The 20,273-nt window shown below is 68.8% G+C and carries 21 protein-coding genes; 8 read left to right on the plus strand and 13 right to left on the minus strand.

The window, feature by feature from the left end; translation table 11 throughout:
- Position 1 precedes the first annotated feature (1 nt).
- From eccB to ACM9LD_RS17165, 3 genes are all read right to left on the minus strand, one after another.
- A complete protein-coding gene (eccB, locus tag ACM9LD_RS17155) occupies positions 2–1,597 on the minus strand; it encodes a type VII secretion protein EccB (RefSeq protein ID WP_415677779.1) in 1,596 nt (531 codons plus the stop codon).
- Between the two features lie 52 nt (positions 1,598–1,649).
- Complete coding sequence (locus ACM9LD_RS17160) at positions 1,650–3,584, minus strand: AAA family ATPase (protein WP_415677780.1); 1,935 nt, start codon at positions 3,582–3,584, stop codon at positions 1,650–1,652.
- 72 nt (positions 3,585–3,656) lie between these two features.
- A complete protein-coding gene (locus tag ACM9LD_RS17165) occupies positions 3,657–4,079 on the minus strand; it encodes a WhiB family transcriptional regulator (RefSeq protein WP_415677781.1) in 423 nt (140 codons plus the stop codon).
- Between the two features lie 230 nt (positions 4,080–4,309).
- Between ACM9LD_RS17165 and ACM9LD_RS17170 the strand changes: the two genes are divergently transcribed.
- Complete coding sequence (locus tag ACM9LD_RS17170; protein WP_415677782.1) at positions 4,310–4,660, plus strand: histone-like nucleoid-structuring protein Lsr2; 351 nt, start codon at positions 4,310–4,312, stop codon at positions 4,658–4,660.
- A gap of 182 nt (positions 4,661–4,842) precedes the next feature.
- On the opposite strand, the gene ACM9LD_RS17175 is transcribed toward ACM9LD_RS17170, so the two are convergent.
- The 3 genes from ACM9LD_RS17175 to ACM9LD_RS17185 form a co-directional block, all read right to left on the minus strand.
- Complete coding sequence (locus ACM9LD_RS17175) at positions 4,843–6,900, minus strand: hypothetical protein (RefSeq protein WP_415677783.1); 2,058 nt, start codon at positions 6,898–6,900, stop codon at positions 4,843–4,845.
- Positions 6,901–7,130: 230 nt separating this feature from the next.
- Positions 7,131–8,576 (minus strand): type II toxin-antitoxin system HipA family toxin, encoded by a 1,446-nt coding sequence (locus ACM9LD_RS17180; protein WP_415677784.1) that lies wholly within the window; start codon positions 8,574–8,576, stop codon positions 7,131–7,133.
- Complete coding sequence (locus tag ACM9LD_RS17185; protein WP_415677785.1) at positions 8,569–8,823, minus strand: helix-turn-helix transcriptional regulator; 255 nt, start codon at positions 8,821–8,823, stop codon at positions 8,569–8,571. Before ACM9LD_RS17185 ends, ACM9LD_RS17180 begins: the two co-directional genes overlap by 8 nt.
- 135 nt (positions 8,824–8,958) lie before the next feature.
- On the opposite strand from ACM9LD_RS17185, the gene ACM9LD_RS17190 reads away from it, so the two are divergent.
- The 3 genes from ACM9LD_RS17190 to ACM9LD_RS17200 all read left to right on the plus strand — a co-directional run bounded on the left by ACM9LD_RS17190 (position 8,959) and on the right by ACM9LD_RS17200 (position 10,055).
- A complete protein-coding gene (locus tag ACM9LD_RS17190; RefSeq protein ID WP_415677786.1) occupies positions 8,959–9,276 on the plus strand; it encodes a hypothetical protein in 318 nt (105 codons plus the stop codon).
- A 67-nt stretch (positions 9,277–9,343) separates the two neighbouring features.
- Positions 9,344–9,601: a hypothetical protein gene (locus ACM9LD_RS17195; RefSeq protein WP_415677787.1), complete on the plus strand. Its 258-nt coding sequence runs from the start codon at positions 9,344–9,346 to the stop codon at positions 9,599–9,601.
- A 133-nt stretch (positions 9,602–9,734) separates the two neighbouring features.
- Positions 9,735–10,055: a hypothetical protein gene (locus tag ACM9LD_RS17200; protein ID WP_415677788.1), complete on the plus strand. Its 321-nt coding sequence runs from the start codon at positions 9,735–9,737 to the stop codon at positions 10,053–10,055.
- Positions 10,056–10,089: 34 nt separating this feature from the next.
- Here ACM9LD_RS17200 and ACM9LD_RS17205 read toward each other — a convergent pair whose 3' ends face one another.
- Positions 10,090–11,412: a hypothetical protein gene (locus ACM9LD_RS17205; RefSeq protein WP_415677789.1), complete on the minus strand. Its 1,323-nt coding sequence runs from the start codon at positions 11,410–11,412 to the stop codon at positions 10,090–10,092.
- 223 nt (positions 11,413–11,635) lie between these two features.
- Positions 11,636–11,959, minus strand: coding sequence for a hypothetical protein (locus ACM9LD_RS17210; protein WP_415677790.1), 324 nt, complete (start codon positions 11,957–11,959; stop codon positions 11,636–11,638).
- 132 nt (positions 11,960–12,091) lie between these two features.
- Between ACM9LD_RS17210 and ACM9LD_RS17215 the strand changes: the two genes are divergently transcribed.
- Together ACM9LD_RS17215 and ACM9LD_RS17220 are read left to right on the plus strand one after the other, a co-directional pair.
- The gene (locus ACM9LD_RS17215; protein WP_415677791.1) at positions 12,092–12,313 is read left to right on the plus strand and encodes a hypothetical protein; all 222 of its coding nucleotides are present in this window, start codon (positions 12,092–12,094) and stop codon (positions 12,311–12,313) included.
- A 290-nt stretch (positions 12,314–12,603) separates the two neighbouring features.
- Positions 12,604–12,921 (plus strand): transglycosylase family protein, encoded by a 318-nt coding sequence (locus tag ACM9LD_RS17220; RefSeq protein WP_415677792.1) that lies wholly within the window; start codon positions 12,604–12,606, stop codon positions 12,919–12,921.
- A gap of 47 nt (positions 12,922–12,968) precedes the next feature.
- On the opposite strand, the gene ACM9LD_RS17225 is transcribed toward ACM9LD_RS17220, so the two are convergent.
- The 5 genes from ACM9LD_RS17225 to ACM9LD_RS17245 form a co-directional block, all read right to left on the minus strand.
- Positions 12,969–13,946 (minus strand): hypothetical protein, encoded by a 978-nt coding sequence (locus tag ACM9LD_RS17225; protein WP_415677793.1) that lies wholly within the window; start codon positions 13,944–13,946, stop codon positions 12,969–12,971.
- Complete coding sequence (locus tag ACM9LD_RS17230; protein ID WP_415677794.1) at positions 13,943–15,313, minus strand: hypothetical protein; 1,371 nt, start codon at positions 15,311–15,313, stop codon at positions 13,943–13,945. The genes ACM9LD_RS17225 and ACM9LD_RS17230 overlap by 4 nt, the downstream gene beginning before the upstream one ends.
- Before the next feature lie 371 nt (positions 15,314–15,684).
- Positions 15,685–16,209, minus strand: a complete 525-nt coding sequence (locus tag ACM9LD_RS17235; RefSeq protein WP_415677795.1) for a hypothetical protein — start codon at positions 16,207–16,209, stop codon at positions 15,685–15,687.
- Positions 16,210–16,242: 33 nt separating this feature from the next.
- Positions 16,243–17,421 carry a hypothetical protein gene (locus ACM9LD_RS17240; RefSeq protein ID WP_415677796.1) on the minus strand — a complete coding sequence of 393 codons (1,179 nt, stop codon included), beginning with the start codon at positions 17,419–17,421 and terminating at the stop codon, positions 16,243–16,245.
- 124 nt (positions 17,422–17,545) lie between these two features.
- On the minus strand, positions 17,546–17,800 hold the full coding sequence (locus tag ACM9LD_RS17245; RefSeq protein WP_415677797.1) for a hypothetical protein: 255 nt from the start codon (positions 17,798–17,800) through the stop codon (positions 17,546–17,548).
- Between the two features lie 189 nt (positions 17,801–17,989).
- Here ACM9LD_RS17245 and ACM9LD_RS17250 point away from each other — a divergent pair, with 189 nt between their 5' ends.
- Positions 17,990–19,783, plus strand: coding sequence for an SIR2 family protein (locus ACM9LD_RS17250; RefSeq protein WP_415677798.1), 1,794 nt, complete (start codon positions 17,990–17,992; stop codon positions 19,781–19,783).
- Complete coding sequence (locus ACM9LD_RS17255) at positions 19,780–20,232, plus strand: hypothetical protein (protein WP_415677799.1); 453 nt, start codon at positions 19,780–19,782, stop codon at positions 20,230–20,232. The genes ACM9LD_RS17250 and ACM9LD_RS17255 overlap by 4 nt, the downstream gene beginning before the upstream one ends.
- Positions 20,233–20,273 lie beyond the last annotated feature (41 nt).

Raw genomic sequence — 20,273 nt, forward strand, 5'->3', positions numbered from 1 at the left:
GTCATTTGCCGGCCGCCGCGGCCGGCGTGGTGGGAAGGGCAACAGCGCCCCGGTCGATGTCGACACCGTCACGCTGAGTCGCCGCGGCCTGCTTGGACAGTGTCGGGCCCTCAGCGAACAGGCTCACGATCGGCCACGGAGCCGGGACCGGCGATCCGATACCCAACGCCGCCGCCGTCGCATCGAGCTGACCGGTCGACGCGGCAGTACTCCCGACTGCGGCCTCGTCCTGCGCGATGCCGTACCGCACACCGTTCGATCCGATCCACCAGCCGGTCCCGCGGACCATGGTGTCCGGCTGCGCAGGTGCGGCGCGAACATACCGGCCGCCGCCGTCCGCGGGCACATACACCCGGTCGGCGACGACTCCCTTGGACTTGTCCGCGGTGACCAGGTCGAACGCGGACTTGCGCTGGCTGTCCGTCAGCGGCAGGCTCTGCCCGGCCAGCACGGCGGTCACCGCGACCGGCTGGTTGCCGTTCTGCGTCCATGTAAAGCACGTCACGGGCGCAGCCTTAGCGTCGAGTACCTTCGACGTGCTCGTCGGGTAGCTGTCGGTCGAGAGCGGCTCCACACGGGGTACATCGGCCAGCACGTCCGGGGTGACGTCCGCCGTGCGGGTCGCGCCCTGCGAGTTTCCGGTGCGGATCAGCGAGGCCATCACCAGCGGGATCTGCTGAACGCCGTTGCGCAGCACGACGTAGAAACCTTCCTCGCCTCGCACGTCGCGCACCGACAGCACCGATCCGACCTTCACTCCTGGCGTCGCGATCTTGAACCCTGGCACCGCGCCGGCGTCCGGGATCGTCGGCACGGTGAGCGCCGGCGCCGCGGGGATCGCGTTGAACAGGCCGCGTGACATCGGCACCATCTGCGTCGACCGATCGATCCCCAGTGCGGTCGCGACACCCGCGTTGTTGAGGTCGAACTGCGCCCGCACCACGGTGCCGTCCGCCTTCGGGTACACCAGCCACGTGGTGTTGGCGAAGGTCATCACCCGTGCGGCGCCCGGGTTGATCTTGGTGGCGGTGTCGGCCGAGATCTTCAGCGGCCCACCGATGGCGGTCGTGATCACCGCCGACGCGTCGAGTGTCGGGAGACCCGTGTTGGGGTCCAGCGGTGACGCGGCGCCGCTCTGGTACTCGTCGCACACCGACCACGTCGAGTCGTCCGACGGGTTGGGCGACATCAGGCTCGGCGCGCCGAGGATCCCCACTCGCGGGCCTTGCGGCTTGCTCGCAATCGCCGCTGCGGTGACCTGCTGGGGCTTGTCCGCTGAGCCGATGATCAGCCGCGCCGACGCTAGGTTCTCCACGCGGTCCAGCCGCCCGTTGACCATCACGTACAGCTCTCCGGTGCCGCGGGCTTCGACGATCTTCGCGTTGCCGATCGTGCCCTGGGGCCGGAAGAAGGCCATCACCAGGCAGCCGGCGCAGACCAGCGCGGCGATCACGAACGAGATCAGCTGCCGGTCCGCCTGGAACTTCGAGGGGTCGTCCCACATGTCGGTCTCGTGGCGCATCACCGCGTGTTCGGCGCGGCGGCGCCACCAGAAGAACCCGCTCAGCTGCGGACGTGAGGTCATCCGGAACGGCATCTACGAATCCTTCTCTACTGGAGCGGTATTCACTACTAGTGCGGCCTTGGTTCTAGTTCAGCTGAGGGAAGACCAGCTGCCCGGGGGCGAAGCCGGGGATTTCGCGGACCTTGCGGCGCAGTGCGTTCCGCATGTCGATCAGCTCGATTCGGTCCAGGGACTCGTCGTTGGGGTCGTCCGGGTCGACGCCGGCGTCGTCGAGGCGCAGGGCCTGTTCGTCGATCACGTCGTTGACGACCTTGCGGATCCACCGGGCGTTGTTGGCTGCATTGATGGGTGTTTCGCCGGTGCTGCTGACGTAGGGGCTGAGGGTCAGCGTCTCGCACACAGACCGCAGCAGTTCCAGGGCGTCGTCGGCGAGGGTGACCGCTCCGTCATCGGCGAATCGGGTTGCGATCTCGGTCAGCTCGTCGGCGGTGTAGGAGGGGAATTCCAGGGTCTTGCTGAACCGGCCCTGCAAGCCTGGGTTGGACTGCAGGAAGCCTTGGATCCGGTCGGGGTATCCCGCGATCATCACGACCATCGAATTCCGGTTCTCGGGACGCTCCATGTGGTCGATCAGCGTCGCGATCGCCTCCTTGCCGAAGTCGTTCTCGCCGCCTTCGCTCAGTGCGTATGCCTCGTCGATCAGCAGGCCTCCGCCGCGGGCCGACTCGAGCACGGCAGTGGTCTTGCCCGCGGTCTGCCCTACGTAGCCGGCGACCAGCTTGTCCCTGTTCGCCACAACCAGTTTCGGGGTCGGCAGTACACCCAGGCCGTAGAGCGATTCGATGTAGACCTCTGCGACCGTGGTCTTACCGGTTCCCGGAGGGCCGGCCAGGATCGCGTGGTTGTCGTCGATGAGGGTCGGGGCATCGTGCCCCGCACTGCGGCGACGGTCCGCGCGTCCACGACGCCGCCGGATTGAGGCGTTCTTGCGCCGGATATCGTCTTTGAGGTCCACCAAGCCGACGGTGGCGTCGAGCTTGTCCATGGTCCGCGCGTAGCAGGCGGCCCGCGCGGCGGCATCCGCCTCAGATTCCTCCCGGTCGTCCTCGTCGATCGCGGTCGCCGGGTCCCATCGGTCGGTGCGCGATTCGATCGCCTCGGGGGTGACCGTCTTGAGCTTGGCTTCGGGGTCGCTGGCCGTGTCGCGGTAGTCCAGCCGCTGGGGGTTGGCGTTGTAGAGCCGGGTGAAGATCTCGACGGCGGCCTCTTCGTTGCCGAGGGCCCGCTCCATGTAGCCGAGGCCTTCCATTACGGGCACGCGCACGAACGCGAGGTCGCGCACCAGCTGTGGGTCCTCGTTGTTGGCCGCGTAGTCCTCGAGCTCGGCGAGGCGGGTCTTGGCTTCCTGGGAGGATCCGAGTCGGGCGTAGGCGAACGCGATGAGCAGCCGCATCGCGGCGTCGTACATCGGGTGGCCCCAGTCGGTGACGTCCGCTCGGCCCGGCAGGGTCAGGACGTCGGTCCACCGTTCGGTCGTGCTGTAGATGCCGGCGAGGACGAGTGCGGCCTGTGCCCGCGACCGTGCCAAGATGTTGTGCTGCACGGTGTTCGGCTCGCTCGTCTTCAGCGGCGGGCCCAGCACCTCGAGTACGTGGATCAGGACGCGCTCCGCTTCGGAGTAGTCCGGCGTCTCGTGTCCGTGGAACAGCTCCGGGTATGCGTAGACCGCGGCCAGGGCGACTTCCACGTCCTCTGCGGTGTGCGCCGGTGCCGAAACGGTCAGCACTCCGGTGGGGAACAGGAATCCGAGCGCGTCGTATGGCAGCATGGCCCGTTCGCACTGCTCCCCCAGGCTGGCCCTGCACCGGTAGATGTTCCAGATCGTCTCTGTGGTGACGACGCCGACCTTGGCGAGCCCCATCCAGGCGTCGCACATGTCCGGGTCCAGCTCGGTCGCCTGCTTGAACGCCTGGCGCGCGGCGTCCGGGTTCGACTCGGTGTCACGCCGTACGGTCGTGTACCCGACTGCGGTGTCGAACCATTGCTCGGCTTCGGTCATCGCTCCACGCTGCTGCGCGGCCCACTGCTGCTGCATTTGCCCCTCGCGCCCCTTCGGCTCGCCATCATCGAGTTACGAGGCCAGCCTATGACGTGACCGCTCTTCGTAGGTGCTACCGTTCACCATGATGAGCCCGGCGGCAGCGCCGGTGACCTTGGCCTTGACTGCGAGGTCGTAGCACTCGCGGCGGATCGGGCACGCGGCGCACAGGCTCGCGGCCCGCTCTTGGTACAGCGCTCGCTGGACAGAGAGCATTTCCTGCTTCCGCCTCAACTCCTTACGGCCAGGGCGCGTCGTTTCCTTCGGCTCATGGCGCGATCGGCGGCAGCCGCCGAAGATGGTCTCCGCGGCGGATTCGATCTCCAGCGCGACGGTCCTGCCCGTGCCTCTCTTGCAGGGCGCGTGGCCCGCAATCTGGGGAGCACGGCCGCGTAACACCGCGATCTGTCGGGCGAGTTCCTGTCTGTCGAGCATGTCGCGCACCGTCGTCGTCATCGACGCCACCCTTCCCCGGACGAAAAATAGTCGTTCAAACGAGTCTCACACACGATGACACACGCCACTAACTCGGCGCAACTATTCCTTTTAAGTCTCGACAAAAATCATTCAAATACGGCGCCCTGCGCGTCAAACACCCACAACCGCGCCGCACCTGACACCATCACCCCACCCCCGGCGCGCACCACCCCGCCGCGCTCACCGACAACGAGAGGAAGCCCGCACGCATGACCAAGGTGACCCAGACCCAACTCGTTGACGACCTCGACCACACCCCCAGCGAGAGCATCGAGACCATCGACTTCATGCTCGACGGGCAGCATTACGAAATCGATCTGAACAGCGCACATGCGCAGCAACTCCGGACCGAGCTCGGCACCTGGATCCCCGAAGCCAGGCGCACCGGCGGCCGCAAGCACCCCACGCAGTCCCACCCCGAACTCGCACTCACTCCCGACGAAGCGCCCCTCGTCCGGAGCTGGGCAGCCGCCAACGGCTATCCCGTCGCACCCGCCGGCCGGATCCCCTACGCCGCCATCGCCGCCTATCGGAAGACCCGTCTCACCAGCGCGAACTAGCAGTCTCACACCTGAGAAGATGAAGGGCCCGCGAGGGAAATCACTGGGACATCAACGCTTCATCGAGCGCGTGCCGGGTGATTCTCGCGGGCCGTCCACAGCATATGGCCAACCTGCCGCCGCCGGGGATTACCGTGCGCACCGGCCCGACCCCACCTGCTCGGCCCGCCCTGCAGGACCTCCTACAGGGCGCGCCTCTCCTGGTCCGCGGCGGCGAGGACGACCTCCGCACGCATTCCGCGCTGCGCCGCCGCATTGGCGTAGTGGGGAGTGAATGCCCCCTCGCGGTCGGTGATGGTCCCGCTGTAGGCGCCGTCGTCACCGCGCTCCAGCGTCACCTGCACGCTCAGCGAACTCCAGAGAGCATCCGTCCCCGACCGTGGGATACCGCCGATCAGGGCCCGCACTCCTTCTGAGCGCCCCACGCGTCCGATCTGCGAGAGAATGTCGTCGATCTGCCTCTTCGCTGCGGCGCTCGCGCCTGCGTAGTCGTCGACGACGACGACGAGCTCGCCTACTGCCTCGCGCACCGATTCTCCAGATCGGCGCAGCTCCGCCCGGGAGCGCAGGTCCGCCTCGATCACGACCTTCAGCCGAGCCGTGTCGTCAACGTCGTCGACACCCAGCGGCGCATCGACCTCGGGGTGCACGAACGCCGCCGCGACCGGCGTGGGCCTGGCCGCGGCGACACGAATGAACCGGACCCGCTCCGGGCCGTAGCCGTATGCGAGGGCCGTCACGGCGGTGTCGAGCGCGTTGGTCGTGCCCGGACCGGTGAAGCACCACAGCGCCGGGGTGTTCGGCCCGAGGTCCACCGTTGCGGGCCCACCGTCGGCGGTCGTACCGATCTCCGCGCGCAGGGTCTCCGCACCCCTGGCTTCTGCCCACCGTGCGTGGCGCTCGCGGATGACCTCCACGTGACGCTCCTCCGGGGCGCCGGCGGGGGCGGAATCCCCACCGGCGCCGGCCAGGGTCTTCATCGCGAAGCCACGGCCTGCGCCGAGCGCTCCTGGGATGCCGCCGCTCCAGGTCAGGTAGGTGTTCGTCGCGTGCAGGACCTCGCGCATGTCGTAGATGGCGGTGAACAGCGCCGATGTCGCGGCGGATTCATCCACGGCGACGAGCGCCGGGCGAGAGTGCTCCCGGCTTCGGTGGTCGAGGAACGTGCTGAGCGTGGCCACCGCACGGTCGGGTTCAACAGTGGACACCCGCGAGTCCTGCCCGAGCTGGAGTTCGCGCGACGCAACAACCAGGATCCCCTCGGCCGCGTTATGGAGGGCGAGCGTGACGGCGACGACAACCGGGTTCAGCGGCTTGGGACCTCCGCCACGACCGGTCTGCATGGGGTGCGGCCCTTCGCCGATCCGCGACTGCGACGGCATGGAGTCGTGGCGAGTCGGGTCGTCCTCCGCGATGCCCTGCCAGAACGCGACCATCCCGCCCGGCGACGATCCGTACAGGCGGGCGATCTCGCTGGGATCCGGAGTGCCAAGGGAGACCCGCGCCGGCACCGGCACATCCTCGCTCACGATGTGCCCGTCATCGTCGATGCTCCACCGACGGGTCAGGGCGCGGCGCATCTCGTCGGACGGTTCGCCGGCGAGATCGGTGCCGACGTACATCTGCACATTCGCCTTGCGGCCGTACAGCATCGCGCGATTGAGCGTGGCCGCGTCCTCTTCGCGGCGCGGCCCGACGTCGCGCAGGTACTGGTCGATCCGAGCCTGGGCGTCGATGAGCACGAGGACTTCCTGGTCGTCCGAGCTGGGCGCGGTCAGGCGCGGCTCGAGGAGATCGCGAAGGCGGGTGAGGAACTGCTCGTGCGCCTCCGTCGTGCCGGGGGCGGTGTCGTAGCTCTCGACGGTGCCGTCGAAGTCGCTGAACATCGCAGCACGGGCCTCATCCCGCGGTCCGAGGTAGAGCACGCTCCTCGTCTCGGCGTGCTGAGCGAGCATCGCCTGGGCGTCGTCGACGATGCCCGAAGGCTCGTCCGAGGCGCCGGCCTGAGTGACGCGCCCCTGTGCGAACGCAGCATCGGCCTCCGCCTGGGTGATCCGTCCTCCCTTGGATCGGGCGAATGCCACGGCGGCACGGACCTCGTCCTCGCGGTTGTCCTGGTCGTCGTAGAGCCAGCCTCGGGCGTGGAGCGCCTGGGCGATCGCCTTGGCGGCGGTGAGCTGGATCGCGTGGGTGTCGCGGATACGCCGAGCGGCGCGGGTGATGTTTGAGGTGCGGGTCATGGGACCGGTCACCACCTTTCCGTTGGTGCGACCGACCGCCCTCGGCCGCCGGAAGGCGTGTCGAAGTCGACCGATCCCCCTGAGACCTTCAACCAGCTCTGTGTCCGGGGCCGACGCCGGGCGGGGCGTGGGTCATTCTCCGGTGACTGGGCGCCGCGGTCAGGCGCAATCGCCACAGTAGGAGTTCGGACGCCGTGCGTCCACTTAGCGGGCGCACCCCAAGGGGAGCGTCAGTAGCCGCGCCGCTCGACCGGAGGGTGGTACGGACAGCCGTGGTCCCCGACGCGGCGGCGGCACGGCTGACCGTCGGCCGCGCGGGGTGCACCGCAGCGTCCGGCCTCGCCTGCCGCCGAAGAGGGTGCGCCGGTGTCGGCCGCGTCCGTGGGTCGCGGCGGAGCCGCGCCGTCGGCGGGCGCCCGGGCGGGCCAGCGCTGTGCCAGCGCTGCGTCGAGGTTCTCGCGCATCTCCGCGAGCTCGTCGGGCACGTCGGTGTCGGCGATCGCCTCCCGGGTCCGCTCGACCGTCTCCTCGACGGTCCGGCGCGCCAGCTCGGCCGGCATACCCCAGGACTGGGCCTCGGCGACCAGGTCGTCGGTGTCCACGGAACCGATGCGGGTCTGTCCGTTGATCACGTGGCCGGTGCTGCGGTAGATCGGGTTCATGTACATCACCGGCGCCACGTCGTACAGCGGCGCCAACGACACCTCGCCGTGCTCGCCGATCAGCACCGAATAGTTCTTCGAGTGGGCGTCCCCGTTCCCGACGACGACGTTGTAGGTCACCGCCGAAAGCAGCGAGGAGCGCAGCGCCATCGGGTCCTCAGCCTGTCCTGCCGCGGCTGCGACTACGCGCGAGAGCCGCGACCCGCTGGCGCGGGCCTCAGCTTCCGCTTCGTACTTGTCGTCGACGCCCAGCCCCAGGGCTTGGCAGAAGTCCTCCTGATGGATCCGCGCACCGGCCGCGTCCCGGTCGTAGCGCTCGAGCACGATCGCCCGCCGGCCGTCGAACTGCTCGAGCCGCGAGCGCGCAGCTGGAAGCCCGGCCCGGGAGGCCACGCGCAGCGCCCAGTCTTCCGCGACAACCAGATTCGGGAGCGCACCGTGCAGCGGTTCCGGCTTGATGATGTGCGTCGACGCCGCTCCGCCCTCGGGCAGGCCCCATCGGCCGCCCCCGAGGTCGGTCACCAGCACCTTGTCCTGCACACCGGCCAGCGACGCCTGCATCACCGCCCCCTCGGGCAGGTGGAAGGTCGGCAGGTCCGCGACCATCTGCGACAGCTGCCTCGGCGTGAGCTCGCGTACCCGCGGCCGGGGCCGCGGTGCGTCGGCTCGCAGGAACTGCACCGCGCCGGCGCAGTCGCCACCGACGGACGCCAGCAACGGCATCAGATCGTGCGGGGAGACCCGCTGCGTTCGTGCGAGCTGCGTGCGCAGATTGCCCTCCGGGAGCAACCCGTCGAGGAAGTGCCGCACCGGCAGCCGGCCGCCGGCGGTGTCGCGGTAGGCGCGCGAGGACACCGGTAGCGCGAGCGAGAGGATTCGCCGGCCCGCGCCGTATGTGTCCAGTGCCTCGTCGCTGAATTTGAGCTGGTAGTGGACCGAGCTGCGCGCGGACACGCGCGCCAGTCGGCGACCGTAGAGCCAGACATCCAGCGGCTCCGCCCCGTGCCTACTCATCGGCGGACGCTACTTCGATCCGCGCGAACTTCGGGACCACGGCGAGGGCGGCGCCGCATTCGGCCAGTGCCCTCACCGCGGTGTCGACCGACACCGGGCCTCCGCGCTCGAGCCTGGAGATCGTCATCCGGCTGACACCGAGGCGCTCGGCGAGGTCGGCTTGCTGCAGCTGCCGCGCCAGGCGGGCACTGCGGACCGCCTGGCCGAGCGCGCCGGCGTCTACCGCCCAGGACCACTGGTGATTCATTTAGCGATCATACATCCCCATCGCCGCGGTGCTACTTATAACGATCATTCGCTTGTCAACGTCGAGTATGCAAGGCATACTCGAATGATCGGAGCGCCGACACGGCACTCCTGACCACCGATCCAGGAGGCCGACATGAGCACCATCACCACCGAGAACCTCACGACCGCCGCCGCCGTGTTCGCCAACATCACGCAGTTCGAGTCGGCAGAGTGGACCGAGGAGACCTCGGTGTGGGACTGCGACACCGCCCGCTACTGCGGCCGCGAGACCAGCACCGACTGGGGCATGGTCATGTGGACCATCGCCAACTTCGGCGCCGGCCACATCGAGCGCTACGCCCTCACCGGCCACCTCGAGACCACCCCGGAGTACTCGCGCCTGACCGTGATCATCAGCGGCTCCGACGTCGAGGACACCACCTACACCTTCACCGCCTACGCCGCCGCGTAGGCGGTGTTGTCTCGCGCGGCTGACACCTCCGACTCACCCCTCGCCGGGCCAACAAGGGAGCAGGAAGATGATCAAGTTGCAGTTCGAGCAGCGGACCAATGGCCTGTGGGTCGCCGAACTCGACGGCGGCACGTCCTACCGGATCGAGATGCACCCCGGGCCGCTCAGGCCCGACTACGACCTGAGGTTCGTTGAGCGGCGACCGGACAGCTGGGCCCGAGGTGGGTGGAGTCCACGCTACGTCCGGGTATCGACGCATCGCTCTTTGGAGCGGGCGATCGAGCGAGCCAACCGCCACCACCGCAATCGAGCCAAGGGCGCGTAACCGGAGCCACGACCTGGCACTATTCGCCGCTCTGCAAGATTTTCCGCAAGATTTGCAACCGATTCCGTGGAAGGCCCACCCGCTCCGGGGCGCCCTCCGCAGCGTCATCTCGACGAGGAAGCGAGGTCCCACCATGAACGACGACTCCGACCGCCGCAGCCGCATCGTGCGGGCGCGCGCCAGCAAACGCAGGGCTCGTCTCGCCCTGACGGGCATGCTGCTCGTGTTCGTGGGCCTGGCGGTCATCCTGGCCATCGAGGGCCTCTGGGCCGGCGCCGGGATCGCTGGCGCCGCCGGTGCGCTGTTCGCCTGGTTCGGCATCCACTTCGACCGCCGGGTCATCTATCGCGACCGGCACGGCAACCCGCTGACCGGCGTCGACGCCGACCGCTTGGCCCAGCACAAGCTCGCCGTGTTCGAGCGGGAAGCGCGCCGGCTCAACCGCCGCGGCTAAGCCGGGTCAACCTCAGATCCCAGGCCCCGCCGGATCAGCCCTCGTCCTCCCCGGTCGGTGATTGTGTATCGAGACCATCGGTGAGGACACCCACCCGGGCGTGCCGATCTCGCAGGAAGGCCTCATCCGCCTCGCAGAGCACCTTGCGCCCGCGCATCGCGAGCAGCCTCGTCGCGTCGGCGCCCGGATCGTCGCTCAGCATCTCGCCGATCATCGTGTCCGGGTGATCCGCTGCGAACCGGTACACGCGAGCGACCGCCGATGCACAGGAGGTGATCAATTGCGTTGTTCGCCTGACACATTCCTCTGTCGTCGTCGACTCGATCATCGCCTTCGTCTGTTCCATCTCCTCCCGGTACTCCTCGGAGATGACCTTCGACTCGAGGCGCTGGTCGATGACCTTCTTGATGCCGGGGTTGTCCAGCCACTCGTACGCGGTACCTCGGCGGATGTCATCGAGGGTTGCCAGGTGCGCCAGCTGAAGCCGTGCCACTTTCAGGTACGTCGGCATCAGCGAGGCGAGATCCCGAGCGCCTACGACGAGGAGATCCAGGTCGATCTGGGTCCGCTCGATGACCACCTGGGCCTCCTTGACCGCGGCTTCGGACGGCTGGTCCGAGCCGACCGCCGGCCTGGCGGCGTCGGCTCGCAACGCGCTCCGCGAAGCTTCGGTGGCGACCTCCGCCTTCGCCACCAGCTCCGCCTGAGCATCAGCGCTCAACGCCGAACCGCGGATCGCCTCCACGCGTCCGTCCAGAGCGTGATCGAGGAGGAAGACGCCGCCCTTGACGCGCCCAGCGACCGCCTCTGCCGACAGCACCTCGCCCTCCGTCGTCGGCGCCAGCATCCCCTCCATCGTCGGCGGCTTCCACTCCAGCGCGACCCCGGCCGTGTATGCCTCGAGCACGACGTCGGCGATCGTTTCCGGCAGGCCCGCAGCCGCGTTTGCCGCCGCCGCGGCGTTCGCCGCGTCCTGCATCGTCGGGTGCACCTCACCGATGTAGGGCACCATCTTGTTGGTCGGATCAGCGGGAACAAGAACCGTCGCCGCCAAGTCCGCAGCGTCCGGGCCGAGGGCCACCGGCACCCACACCTGATACGGAAGTCCGTTCACCTGCAGCGGTCGGCTGAGCACCTCGGGAACGGACCACCACCGGTCCATCATTTCGTTGACCAGATCGGCGCTGCCGCCGCATCGGGCGATGAGTCCGAGCAGGGGGTGCGATGCCACCTCGACGTCTCGTGGGGCCCCTTTCGGTCGCACCCGCAGGAACACCAGCTCCTCGCGCCAGTCCTTGATCGCGCGTAGAGCAACGCCCGGCCCCACCGTGCGTGCAGCGTTCGTAGCCGTCGTCAAGATCGCGCTCCCCTCATCGGGTGATTGGTGCTGTCTTGGTGCACGTCCGCCTGCCCCAGCACGGTGTCGTTCGCGCGGACCGCCCCCAGGGCTTGGCGACGGCCTTCTCCGCCCACCATAGGTCGCCTGCCCGGTTGCCGTTCCGCCCACCACACCAGCCCGTGAGCGATGCGGCGGCCCGCGTGGCGTACGTCAGATCGGCCGGGCCGCAGGTGGTCGGTGCTCACCGCGGGTCGTCGAAGAGCTGCAGCACTCGCAGCAGACGTGTTCCGATGTCGCCGCCGGCGGGGACGCGAGCGGTCTCCTTGTCGTCGATCGTCTCGCGCGCGGTCTCGATCGCGCCGCGGGTGGTGAAGGCGATCTCGATCCGCCGTCCGAGCACACCGCGTCCGTGGAGGTAGTCGTCGCAATGCTTTTCGTCGCCGAACACCAGAAGCCTGCCGTCCAGGGCGGGTCCGCTGTCGTAGCAGGGCGTCATGCCGTGGGTCTTGGCGATCGCGGTGATCGCGTCCATGAAGTCGACGGCGTGGGTGGTGGTCGTAGTCATCGTTTCCCCTTGGCGCTAGCCGTTTTTGGTCGCAGTGGTACTTCGCGGAAGTCTCGCATTCGAGTATGCCTTGCATACTCGACGCGGTCAAGGGCTTCTCTTCGAGTATGCAAGGCATGTACGATCCCCTACGTGGCGTCCAACAAGGCCGCGCGAGATCGCGCGCAGAACCTGATCCCCGGCGGCAAGCCGATGGGCGGGCCCGGAGCAGACACGTCGCCGAACATGACCGTGCGCCTCCCGGTTAAGACCCGCCAACGCCTCGACGCGCTCGCCGCAGCATCCGGCATGAGGACCTCCAAGTACGTTCGCGGGATCATCGACCAGCACCTCTCGGACCACCCGGAGCAGTAGCCCCGGGAGCGGCCGCCGCGGCGCCCCGACGTTCCGAGCCGCCCGGTCAACCAAGGCAGGTCGGGGACACCCTCGCTGCAGGCGCAGCCATGAGCAAATAGCTCACTCACCAGGCGTGCGACGAGGGCAGCGCGTATCCAAACCCCTACGAGTCACGGACTCCATATACCTTCCCCTGCATGTAGTTCCGGCTACATGCAGGCGTGGTTCAGACCCCAGCGACGCCTGTCGCCCCTGGCCAGTCAGCGCCAAGAGGCACACACGCGAAACGCACCGAGAGGTTGAAACCGATGAAGCTCCGCACCCGCACCACCATCACCGTCACGACCGCATTCGCCGCGCTCTCGATCACCTTGGGCGCCGGCACCGCGACCGCCGACACCGTCAACTGGGACGCCGTCGCGGCCTGCGAGAGCGGCGGAAACTGGTCCACGAACACGGGCAACGGCTACTACGGCGGCCTGCAGTTCCTCCCCTCCACGTGGCGCTCCCACGGCGGCCAGGGCCTCCCCCATCAGGCCTCCCGCGCCGAGCAGATCCGCGTCGCCGAGCGGGTCCTCAAGTCGCAAGGCATCGGCGCCTGGCCGGTTTGCGGCCGCCGGGGCTGACCCTCAGCCCTACCTCTCCCAGCAGGAGCCCGAATTCAGCTGAGCAGTCAGGCCCGATCCACCGCACCATCGTCATCGGCGGCATGGATTCGCGCCAGCTCTTCCCGCGCCCGGTCCATCCGATCCATGAACAGCGCGTCCGCGCCGGTCCGGTAGAACCCGACCTCCGCACCGTCGATCCGGTATTCGAATCCCATCGACCGCAAGCAGTTTCGCTCCACGCCAGCGAGCCGATCCACCGCCGCGGTCAACGCGGTCGCGCTCATCGGTTCCAGCGCATCCGGCACCGCCAGATACGCAGCCAGCCGGGCTTCCCACGTCGGAGCGATGTAGTCGTCCCAGTCCGCCCGATGCTCGGCCGGCAGGTCCTCGACCCCGCCCGGAAGCTCTCCGCTATTGACCGCGGCCGCGAGGTAGGCGAGCTTGACCGACGACCAGTTCTGCGCGCTCAGGATCGCCGCCGCGAACGCGACGGGATCATTCCCGCCCTCCGGCGTCACCACCGCCTCGCAGACATCCAGGTTCAGATGTGCCGCTGTGTCGCCGGCGTCCTCTGCCGATACCCCGGGATCGGGGCCGAGGCCGCGCCGGCACACCGCGGCCTCGGCCCGGTACTCGTCGAGCGACGCCGCGGCGAGAGCCCGCAGCGCCGGCTCCCCGAACTCAGGCGCCATGCTGACCCCCGCGGGCACCTCACCGCGCTCATTGATCAGCACGTGCCCCGTTTCGTGCGCCAGCAGCCTCTCGAACCGCGCCGCGCGCATCGTGTCCGCGACAGCGGCGTTCACCACGATCAGGTGCGACCCATCAGCGAGGTGGAGCGTCTTCGCGGCCACCACACCGGTGGCGCCCCGGGCGGTGTCGTACCCGCGGTCTCCGCTCACGCGCTGCACGTCCTCGACGAAGTTGTCCGTCACGAGAACCTTGGTGCCCGCCGGGCACTCCATCGCCTTGAGGCCTCGCCGCATCGCCCTGATGTACTTCGGGCCGAGCCCGGCGGCATCGTCGATTGCCGGCCCGCTCACGAGGCCGCCTCATCGTTCTCGGCGGTAGGCCGCGGCGCCTCGAGGACCAGCTCGGCGCCCGACGAGGGGGCGAGGGTCTGGTTCATCGCGTTGACGTAGCGGCGCAGCTGCGCTCGCAGCGCGTCGAGCTCGGCGACCCTGGCCTTCATCGCATCCATGTCGAGCGCCGCGACGCCCAGCTTCGCGTTGAGCTGTGACATCGTGTCGTCGAAACCGGCAAGCTCCTCGAGCTGCCGCATCTGCTCGAGCTCCTCCTCGACGTGGACCAGCCGCCGGCGGTAGACCCACATGGCTGCAACCCGCTGCACGAGCGCCTGCTGGTGCACCGAGTCGAGCCATTGAAGGTTCTGCTCCACCGCGTCCCGTGCCGGCCCGGCACTCCCCTCGTATTCCTTCTCCGCCTTGAGGAAGCCCTGCCGGACGACCCCGACCTCCCGGGCATCGTCGGCGATGGCCTGTGCCGCCGCGCGCGGCGAGTACGACGCCCGCTGCAGCTCGAGCCAGTCGCTCTTCCACGCGGGCGAGTCCTCGATCTGCTGCGCGAGGTCTTCCGCCATCCGGGCGATCAGGATCTCGGTGGAATCTGCCGGCAACTCGACCGTCGCCGCGACGATCGCCGCGCGGTCCTCGCTCGTCAGCGCGTACTTGGCCAGCGTGGGCCGATCCGCCCGCTCCGGCAGAGCGCCGAGCCACGCCGTCACCAGGACCGCTACCGCTGCGACCGCGACGCCGACACCGGCCGCGATCGCCAGCGGCAGGAAGATCGCCGCGATGACCGCGCCGAGGCCTCCGGCGCCGAGCACCACCGAGACGAGCTTCGCGTTCCCGACCCTGCCGAGCCCCTTGTCCAGGGACGCCTCGGGCATGGCGAAGCGGCGGGTCGGCGGTGGGTTCCCGTGCGGAGCGCCGACCACCACGTCCCCCGCACCGGCCCACACGCGTTCGGTGTACCCGCCGGCGGCGAGGTTGTCGATCGTCGCGCGGATCTCCGCAGAGAGCCTCTCGGTCTGCAACACCTTCACCGGCCGGTGCGCGCCGTACCCGCTGACGTTAAAGCTCCCGGGCGTCTTGGCAAGCCACGGCACCGCGTCGACGTCAAACTCGTCGTCCTCCTGGTTGAGCACCCGGGTGATCCGCTCGACCGCGGCCAGGTCCGGCCGAGGAGGCGACGACGCCGGTCGGGCACTACGCGCGATCACGCGCTCAACCGCGGCCAGGGCCGCCACCTGGTCGTCGTCTGCCAGCTCGTCGAACGCCGGCTGCCGAAGCTCGTTCATGTTCTCCCCGTTCACCGTGCGATCAACTCCCCGTGGACAGCGCCGACCAGCGGGCCCGTGTTCTTCACCCTGTCGGATCGTCGAACACACCAACGATCCGTCTTCCTCGGCGTCCGTCGCGCGTCTCGCCTCCCCGAGCCAGCACCACGCTGCTCCGTCAACTGGGGATACGCAAGCAAGTGCGTCGAGGTGCATGTGTCGAGCGACGACGCTTCCCGCGTGATGCCCGCGCGGTCCTGTTCAAGTATCACGCCGCCGTCGCTCGACTGTTCGATACTAGCGCGAGTTCGCTTCGAACGCCTCCCCCTGGCCGGTACGCACGGAAGGCCTGGAGCATCACACTCCAGGCCTTCTCGCTCGTGCGACCGACCGGGAACATCACCGCTCGGGAACGTCCGCGCCCAGGCGAGCACGCGCACGCCGACGAGGCTACCGCGCTCCGCGCCGAAGGCCATCGCTCATCAGTCCCTTCCGGTGTGCTGCCGCCGCGCCCTGGCGGCCGCCGCGATCAGCGCCCAGCCGAGCGCTTCAGCCTGATCCGGGGTCGCGACGGCGCCGCGATCGCGATCCACGACTTCACCGGCCGCCACGTACACCCCCGGTCCATCGTCATCGCCGGCAACAACTTCCACGACGGCAGCGCCGTCCGCCCAGCCCGAGTCGGTGTCGAGCGGGTACGTCGACACCTCCTGGGAAACCCGCTTCTCAAGGGCGGCGACCGCTTCCTCGACTTGCTCACGGTCCCAGTCGTTGGACTTCCACCATTCGGCGGCCTGCCATACCTCGCGGCACGGGTCGATGGCCGCCTCGACACCACGATCAGCCGCCTCCAGCAGCACCATCAGCTCGCGGGTCCGAGTTGCCGCGGCACTCCCGGGGAACTCCTTCTCGAGCAGCTCGGCCATCATCTCGAACGCCCCTCGCTCATCCCACAGCAATGCCACAGCCGTTCGGGTGTAGAGGTAGTTGAAGCTTCCTCCGCTCATCCGCGCGTCCTTTCCCCTCAGGCCTTTTCGTGTTCAGTACCGAAGCCGCATCGCCACGGTCTCGCCGCGCCACTGCGCGACCGCGATCGACTCCAGACCGGGCACGAGCGCGAGCTCGAGCCGCGACGGCGGGTCCGGGGTGTAGTAGCTTCGCGCGACCGCCACGGACTTCGGCCGCACCGTGAGCACCGTACGGTCCTTGCCGGTTGCCAGCGCCGCCAGCAGGGCCGCAGCCGCGGCAACGTCAGGACCGAACGCGACCGACTCGACCGTCTTCAACTCAGAGATCGTCGTGACGGCGGACTCGCCGAGCACCAGCCGCCCTTCACTGTCGACCTCGCCCACCGCATCGAGAATCGAATCCAGGAAGGGCCGCAGTAGGTCCTGCAGCTCATGCTGAGCAGCAAACAGGGCGACGTCTCCAGCCACGCCCATGCCGAACGCGCCGTCCTTGGAGAGCTCGACCGCGATGTCCTTGGCGGCGAATAGGGCGGCGAGAGGCCCCTCGGTCCAGGGTCTCTGTGATCCAATCGGAGTCCGCCTGGCGATCGCGTAGAGCATCAGCGCCGCCCAGCTGCTCCTACTCGGCTTCCCCTCGGTCAGCGTCGCCAGCATCTGCTGGACGCGCGGTAGCGGCTTGCCCGGCAGATCTTCGAGCGGGTCGATCGCGATGACGTCCTGGTCCCGGTTGTAGCCGCTGGAGCGGAAGCGCGCCCGCGGCGGCGAGACATGCGCCCGAGTGATCGGCGCCGGGGCCCCGCTCTGCTCCGCGAAGACCTGGTCGGCGCCTTCCAGCAACTGCTCCACGAGCAGGTCCCATGTGCGGACATGGTCGCCTGTCAGCGCCGGCTCGTCGTCCGCCAGTCGCAGCTCCGTCACCTCGATCCGCTGCGAGCTGAACTTGCCCATCGCTGTGTTGATGACGATCGCAGTCGGTGTCAGCTCGATCAGCTGCTCCGGGGGAGCCTCGTCGAGCAGCACGCGCGAGATGGGCAGCAGAGCGGAGGCGATGCGCGTCGCGCCGAGATTCCCGAAGGCCGTGGCGTACTTCTCCACCATCGACGGGGAGAGCAGGCCGCCCCGGCCGCCCTGTTCGACGCGGCTCTGCTCGCTCACCGACGGGCCGCCGGCGCGGTGGATCTGGGGCTGAGACTTGCCCATGCCGTCGCGCAGCGCGCCGATGGCGGGGCCCAGATCGTGATACTCATCCATGAATCCGAATGTATCAGAAGGCGCCTTCGAATTGCTTCTGATTTCGAGAGAGTGATGCCGCCCAGTCCCATTGGAAACGGTCGCCGACCCGGGCGTGACGCTCGTCGGGTCGGCGACCGCGGCTTCAGATGACCGTGACGCCATGCTCGGCGGCGAGAGCCTTGCCGGCGTCCGTGAAGTCGATCCACACTTCACCATCCCACCGGAAGGTCGTGATCAGCCCCGCTCGCTTGAGCTGGGTGAGGTTGCCGCGCTCCTCTTTCGATCCGCCGACGTTGCCGCCGACGAGAGGGGTGCCGGACCAATTCCCGGCGTCGCGGGCGTAGTCGAGGAACAGCTCCAGGGAAGTGGCGGTGATGGCGGGCGCGTTCGTGGTCATGCTTCGAGTATGCCTTGCATACTCGATAGCCCTCAAGGCTTCCAGATCGAGTATGCAAGGCATACTCGAAACCGCCTTGCCGCTAACCGAGGCGCGCCCCGGTGCCGACCGCGCGGCATCCCCACAGCCCGCCTCCGGCCCGCCTGACGATCGGCCGGACCTGCCGGCGCCACGGGATACGATCCGCGCGTGACCACCCCACCAACGCCCCGATCCGCCCTCACGCCCCAGGTGATGCTCGCGATGGCCATGCACTCGCAGCCGGGCGTCCACGCATTGCTGCTCGGCTCGGGCGTCTCCACCGGCGCGGGGATCCCGACAGGATGGGGCGTGGTCAAGAGCCTCGCCCAGAAGATCGCCATCGCAGACGATCCGCACGACACGGCCGCGCACGCCCTGGCGAGGGACAACCCCGAGCAGTGGGCGGCCGGGCGGGGCATCACGCTCGACTACTCCGCGCTCCTCGACCAGCTGGCGCCGCATGCACCCGGCCGGCACGGACTCCTCAAGGAGTACTTCGTCCCCACCGACGACGACCGCGACCGCGAGCAGAAGACGCCCAGCCCGGCGCACAGGGCGATCGCCGAACTGGTCAAGCACGGGTATGTGCGGGTCATCGTGACCACGAACTTCGACCAGCTGATGGAACGGGCTCTCACCGAGTCCGGCGTCGAGTTCCAACTCATCAGCCGCCCGGAGATGGTCGCCGGCAGTTCCCCGTTGACGCATGCCAATGCGACGGTGATCAAGCTGCACGGCGACTACCAGGATCTCGACTCCCGCAACACCGTCGCTGAGCTCACCGACTACCCGCCGGAGTGGAATCAGCTCCTGGCGGAGATCTTCCGCGACTACGGGCTGCTGATCTCCGGGTGGTCCGCCGACTGGGACAAGGCCCTGGTGCGTGCACTCGAGACCGCACCGGTGCGCTACCAGCTCTACTGGGACAGCCGGTCCTCGAAAGGAACGGTCGCGGCGCAGCTCCTGGCGCAGCGCCGCGGCACGACGGTCCCGGCGGCGGACGCGAATACGTTGTTCGAGGAGCTGCTCGCCAGCGTCCAGGCCTTGGAGACGCTGGCGCAGCCGCCACTGACGACGGCGATGGCGATCGCCCGGCTCAAGCGGGCGCTACCGGATCCAGTGCGGCGCATCGAACTGCATGACCTCGTGATGGCCTCCGTCGACGAGGTGATCGCCGCGATCCGCGACATCCCGGTCACGACCTCGCCGGCGAACGATGTCCTCGACCTCGAGATCACCCGGCTGACCGCGGAGACGATGCCCCTGCTGCACCTGCTGGTCGAGGGTATCTATCACGACGTCGACGGGACCCACTCTGAGCTCTGGTGCGACGTGCTGGCCCGGCTGATGAGCGCCTACCGCCACGGCGGATTCGAGAGGTGGGCGGATCTTCAGCACTACCCGGCGCTGCTGGCGCTGCGCGCAATGGGGATCGTCGCCGTGCACCGGGGGCGTCCCGGCGTCCTGATCGACCTGCTCACCGTTCCCCGTTGGCGCGGCGACCCTGGCGCGCGTCCGCTGACCCTCCCGGCGTGGGTGCTACATCTGCAGGGACCGCTCGGAGACTGGGTCAACGATCTGCCGCGCTGGAACAACGGCGGCGGACGGATGTTCTATCCCGAGAGTCGGCTCCTCACCGACGCGCTCCGGCCGCTCTTCGGCGGCTCCACCATGGAGATGACCTACGACAACCTCAGCGCGGACGTCGAGTACATCACGGGCCTGGTGCAGAAGTATCGCCCTCAGCCGGGTTCGTTCGGCGTCCAGTCCGGCTCGTTCATCGGCGAGCTGAGCTGGAGTCGGGACGGCCGCGAGGACTTGTACGCCGAGGTCCGGTTCCGCGAGCTGCTCGCCGGCCGCGGCGCGGCCACCCTGAAGCCCTTGATCGAAGGGCAGAGCTGGGACGCGCTCCTCAACGACTATCGCGAGGATCTCAAGCAGTACCGGAGGCGACGCGGATGAATACCCTCGCGCTCTGGATCGAGGCTGCACTGGCCGCGGCGACGCCGATGATCGTCGTCGGCTGGGCGGGCTGGTCGACCCGCACCGAGCTGCTGGTGCTTCGCAGTGAGACCTTCGCGACCGCCACCGTTGGCGCCTTCGTCGTCGGCGCGCTCAGCATCCTCGTCGGCGCCGCGGCGACACCGGCGGTGCCACTGCACTGGTTCGTCGGCTACCACGTGCTGTTCATCGTCGCGGCGGCCCTTGCGTGGGCGATCTGCGAGATCCGGATCCGCCGCGCCTTCCCGCCACGACCGCTGTACCAGGTCACCTTCGACGCCACCGGCACCGCGGTGGCCACGGAGGTCCGCGGCACGGCGATCGACGCCGTGCTGAGCCGGACCCTTGTGCCCCTGCTCGCCGTTGCCGCCGCGGCGACGTTCGTGCTCTGCTACGCGATCGGCACCTGAGACCCCCGTCCACCGCTTCTGCCCGCAGCTGCTCCCGAGGA

The sequence above is a fragment of the Tsukamurella hominis genome, assembly GCF_965137015.1.
Lineage (GTDB): Bacteria > Actinomycetota > Actinomycetes > Mycobacteriales > Mycobacteriaceae > Tsukamurella > Tsukamurella hominis.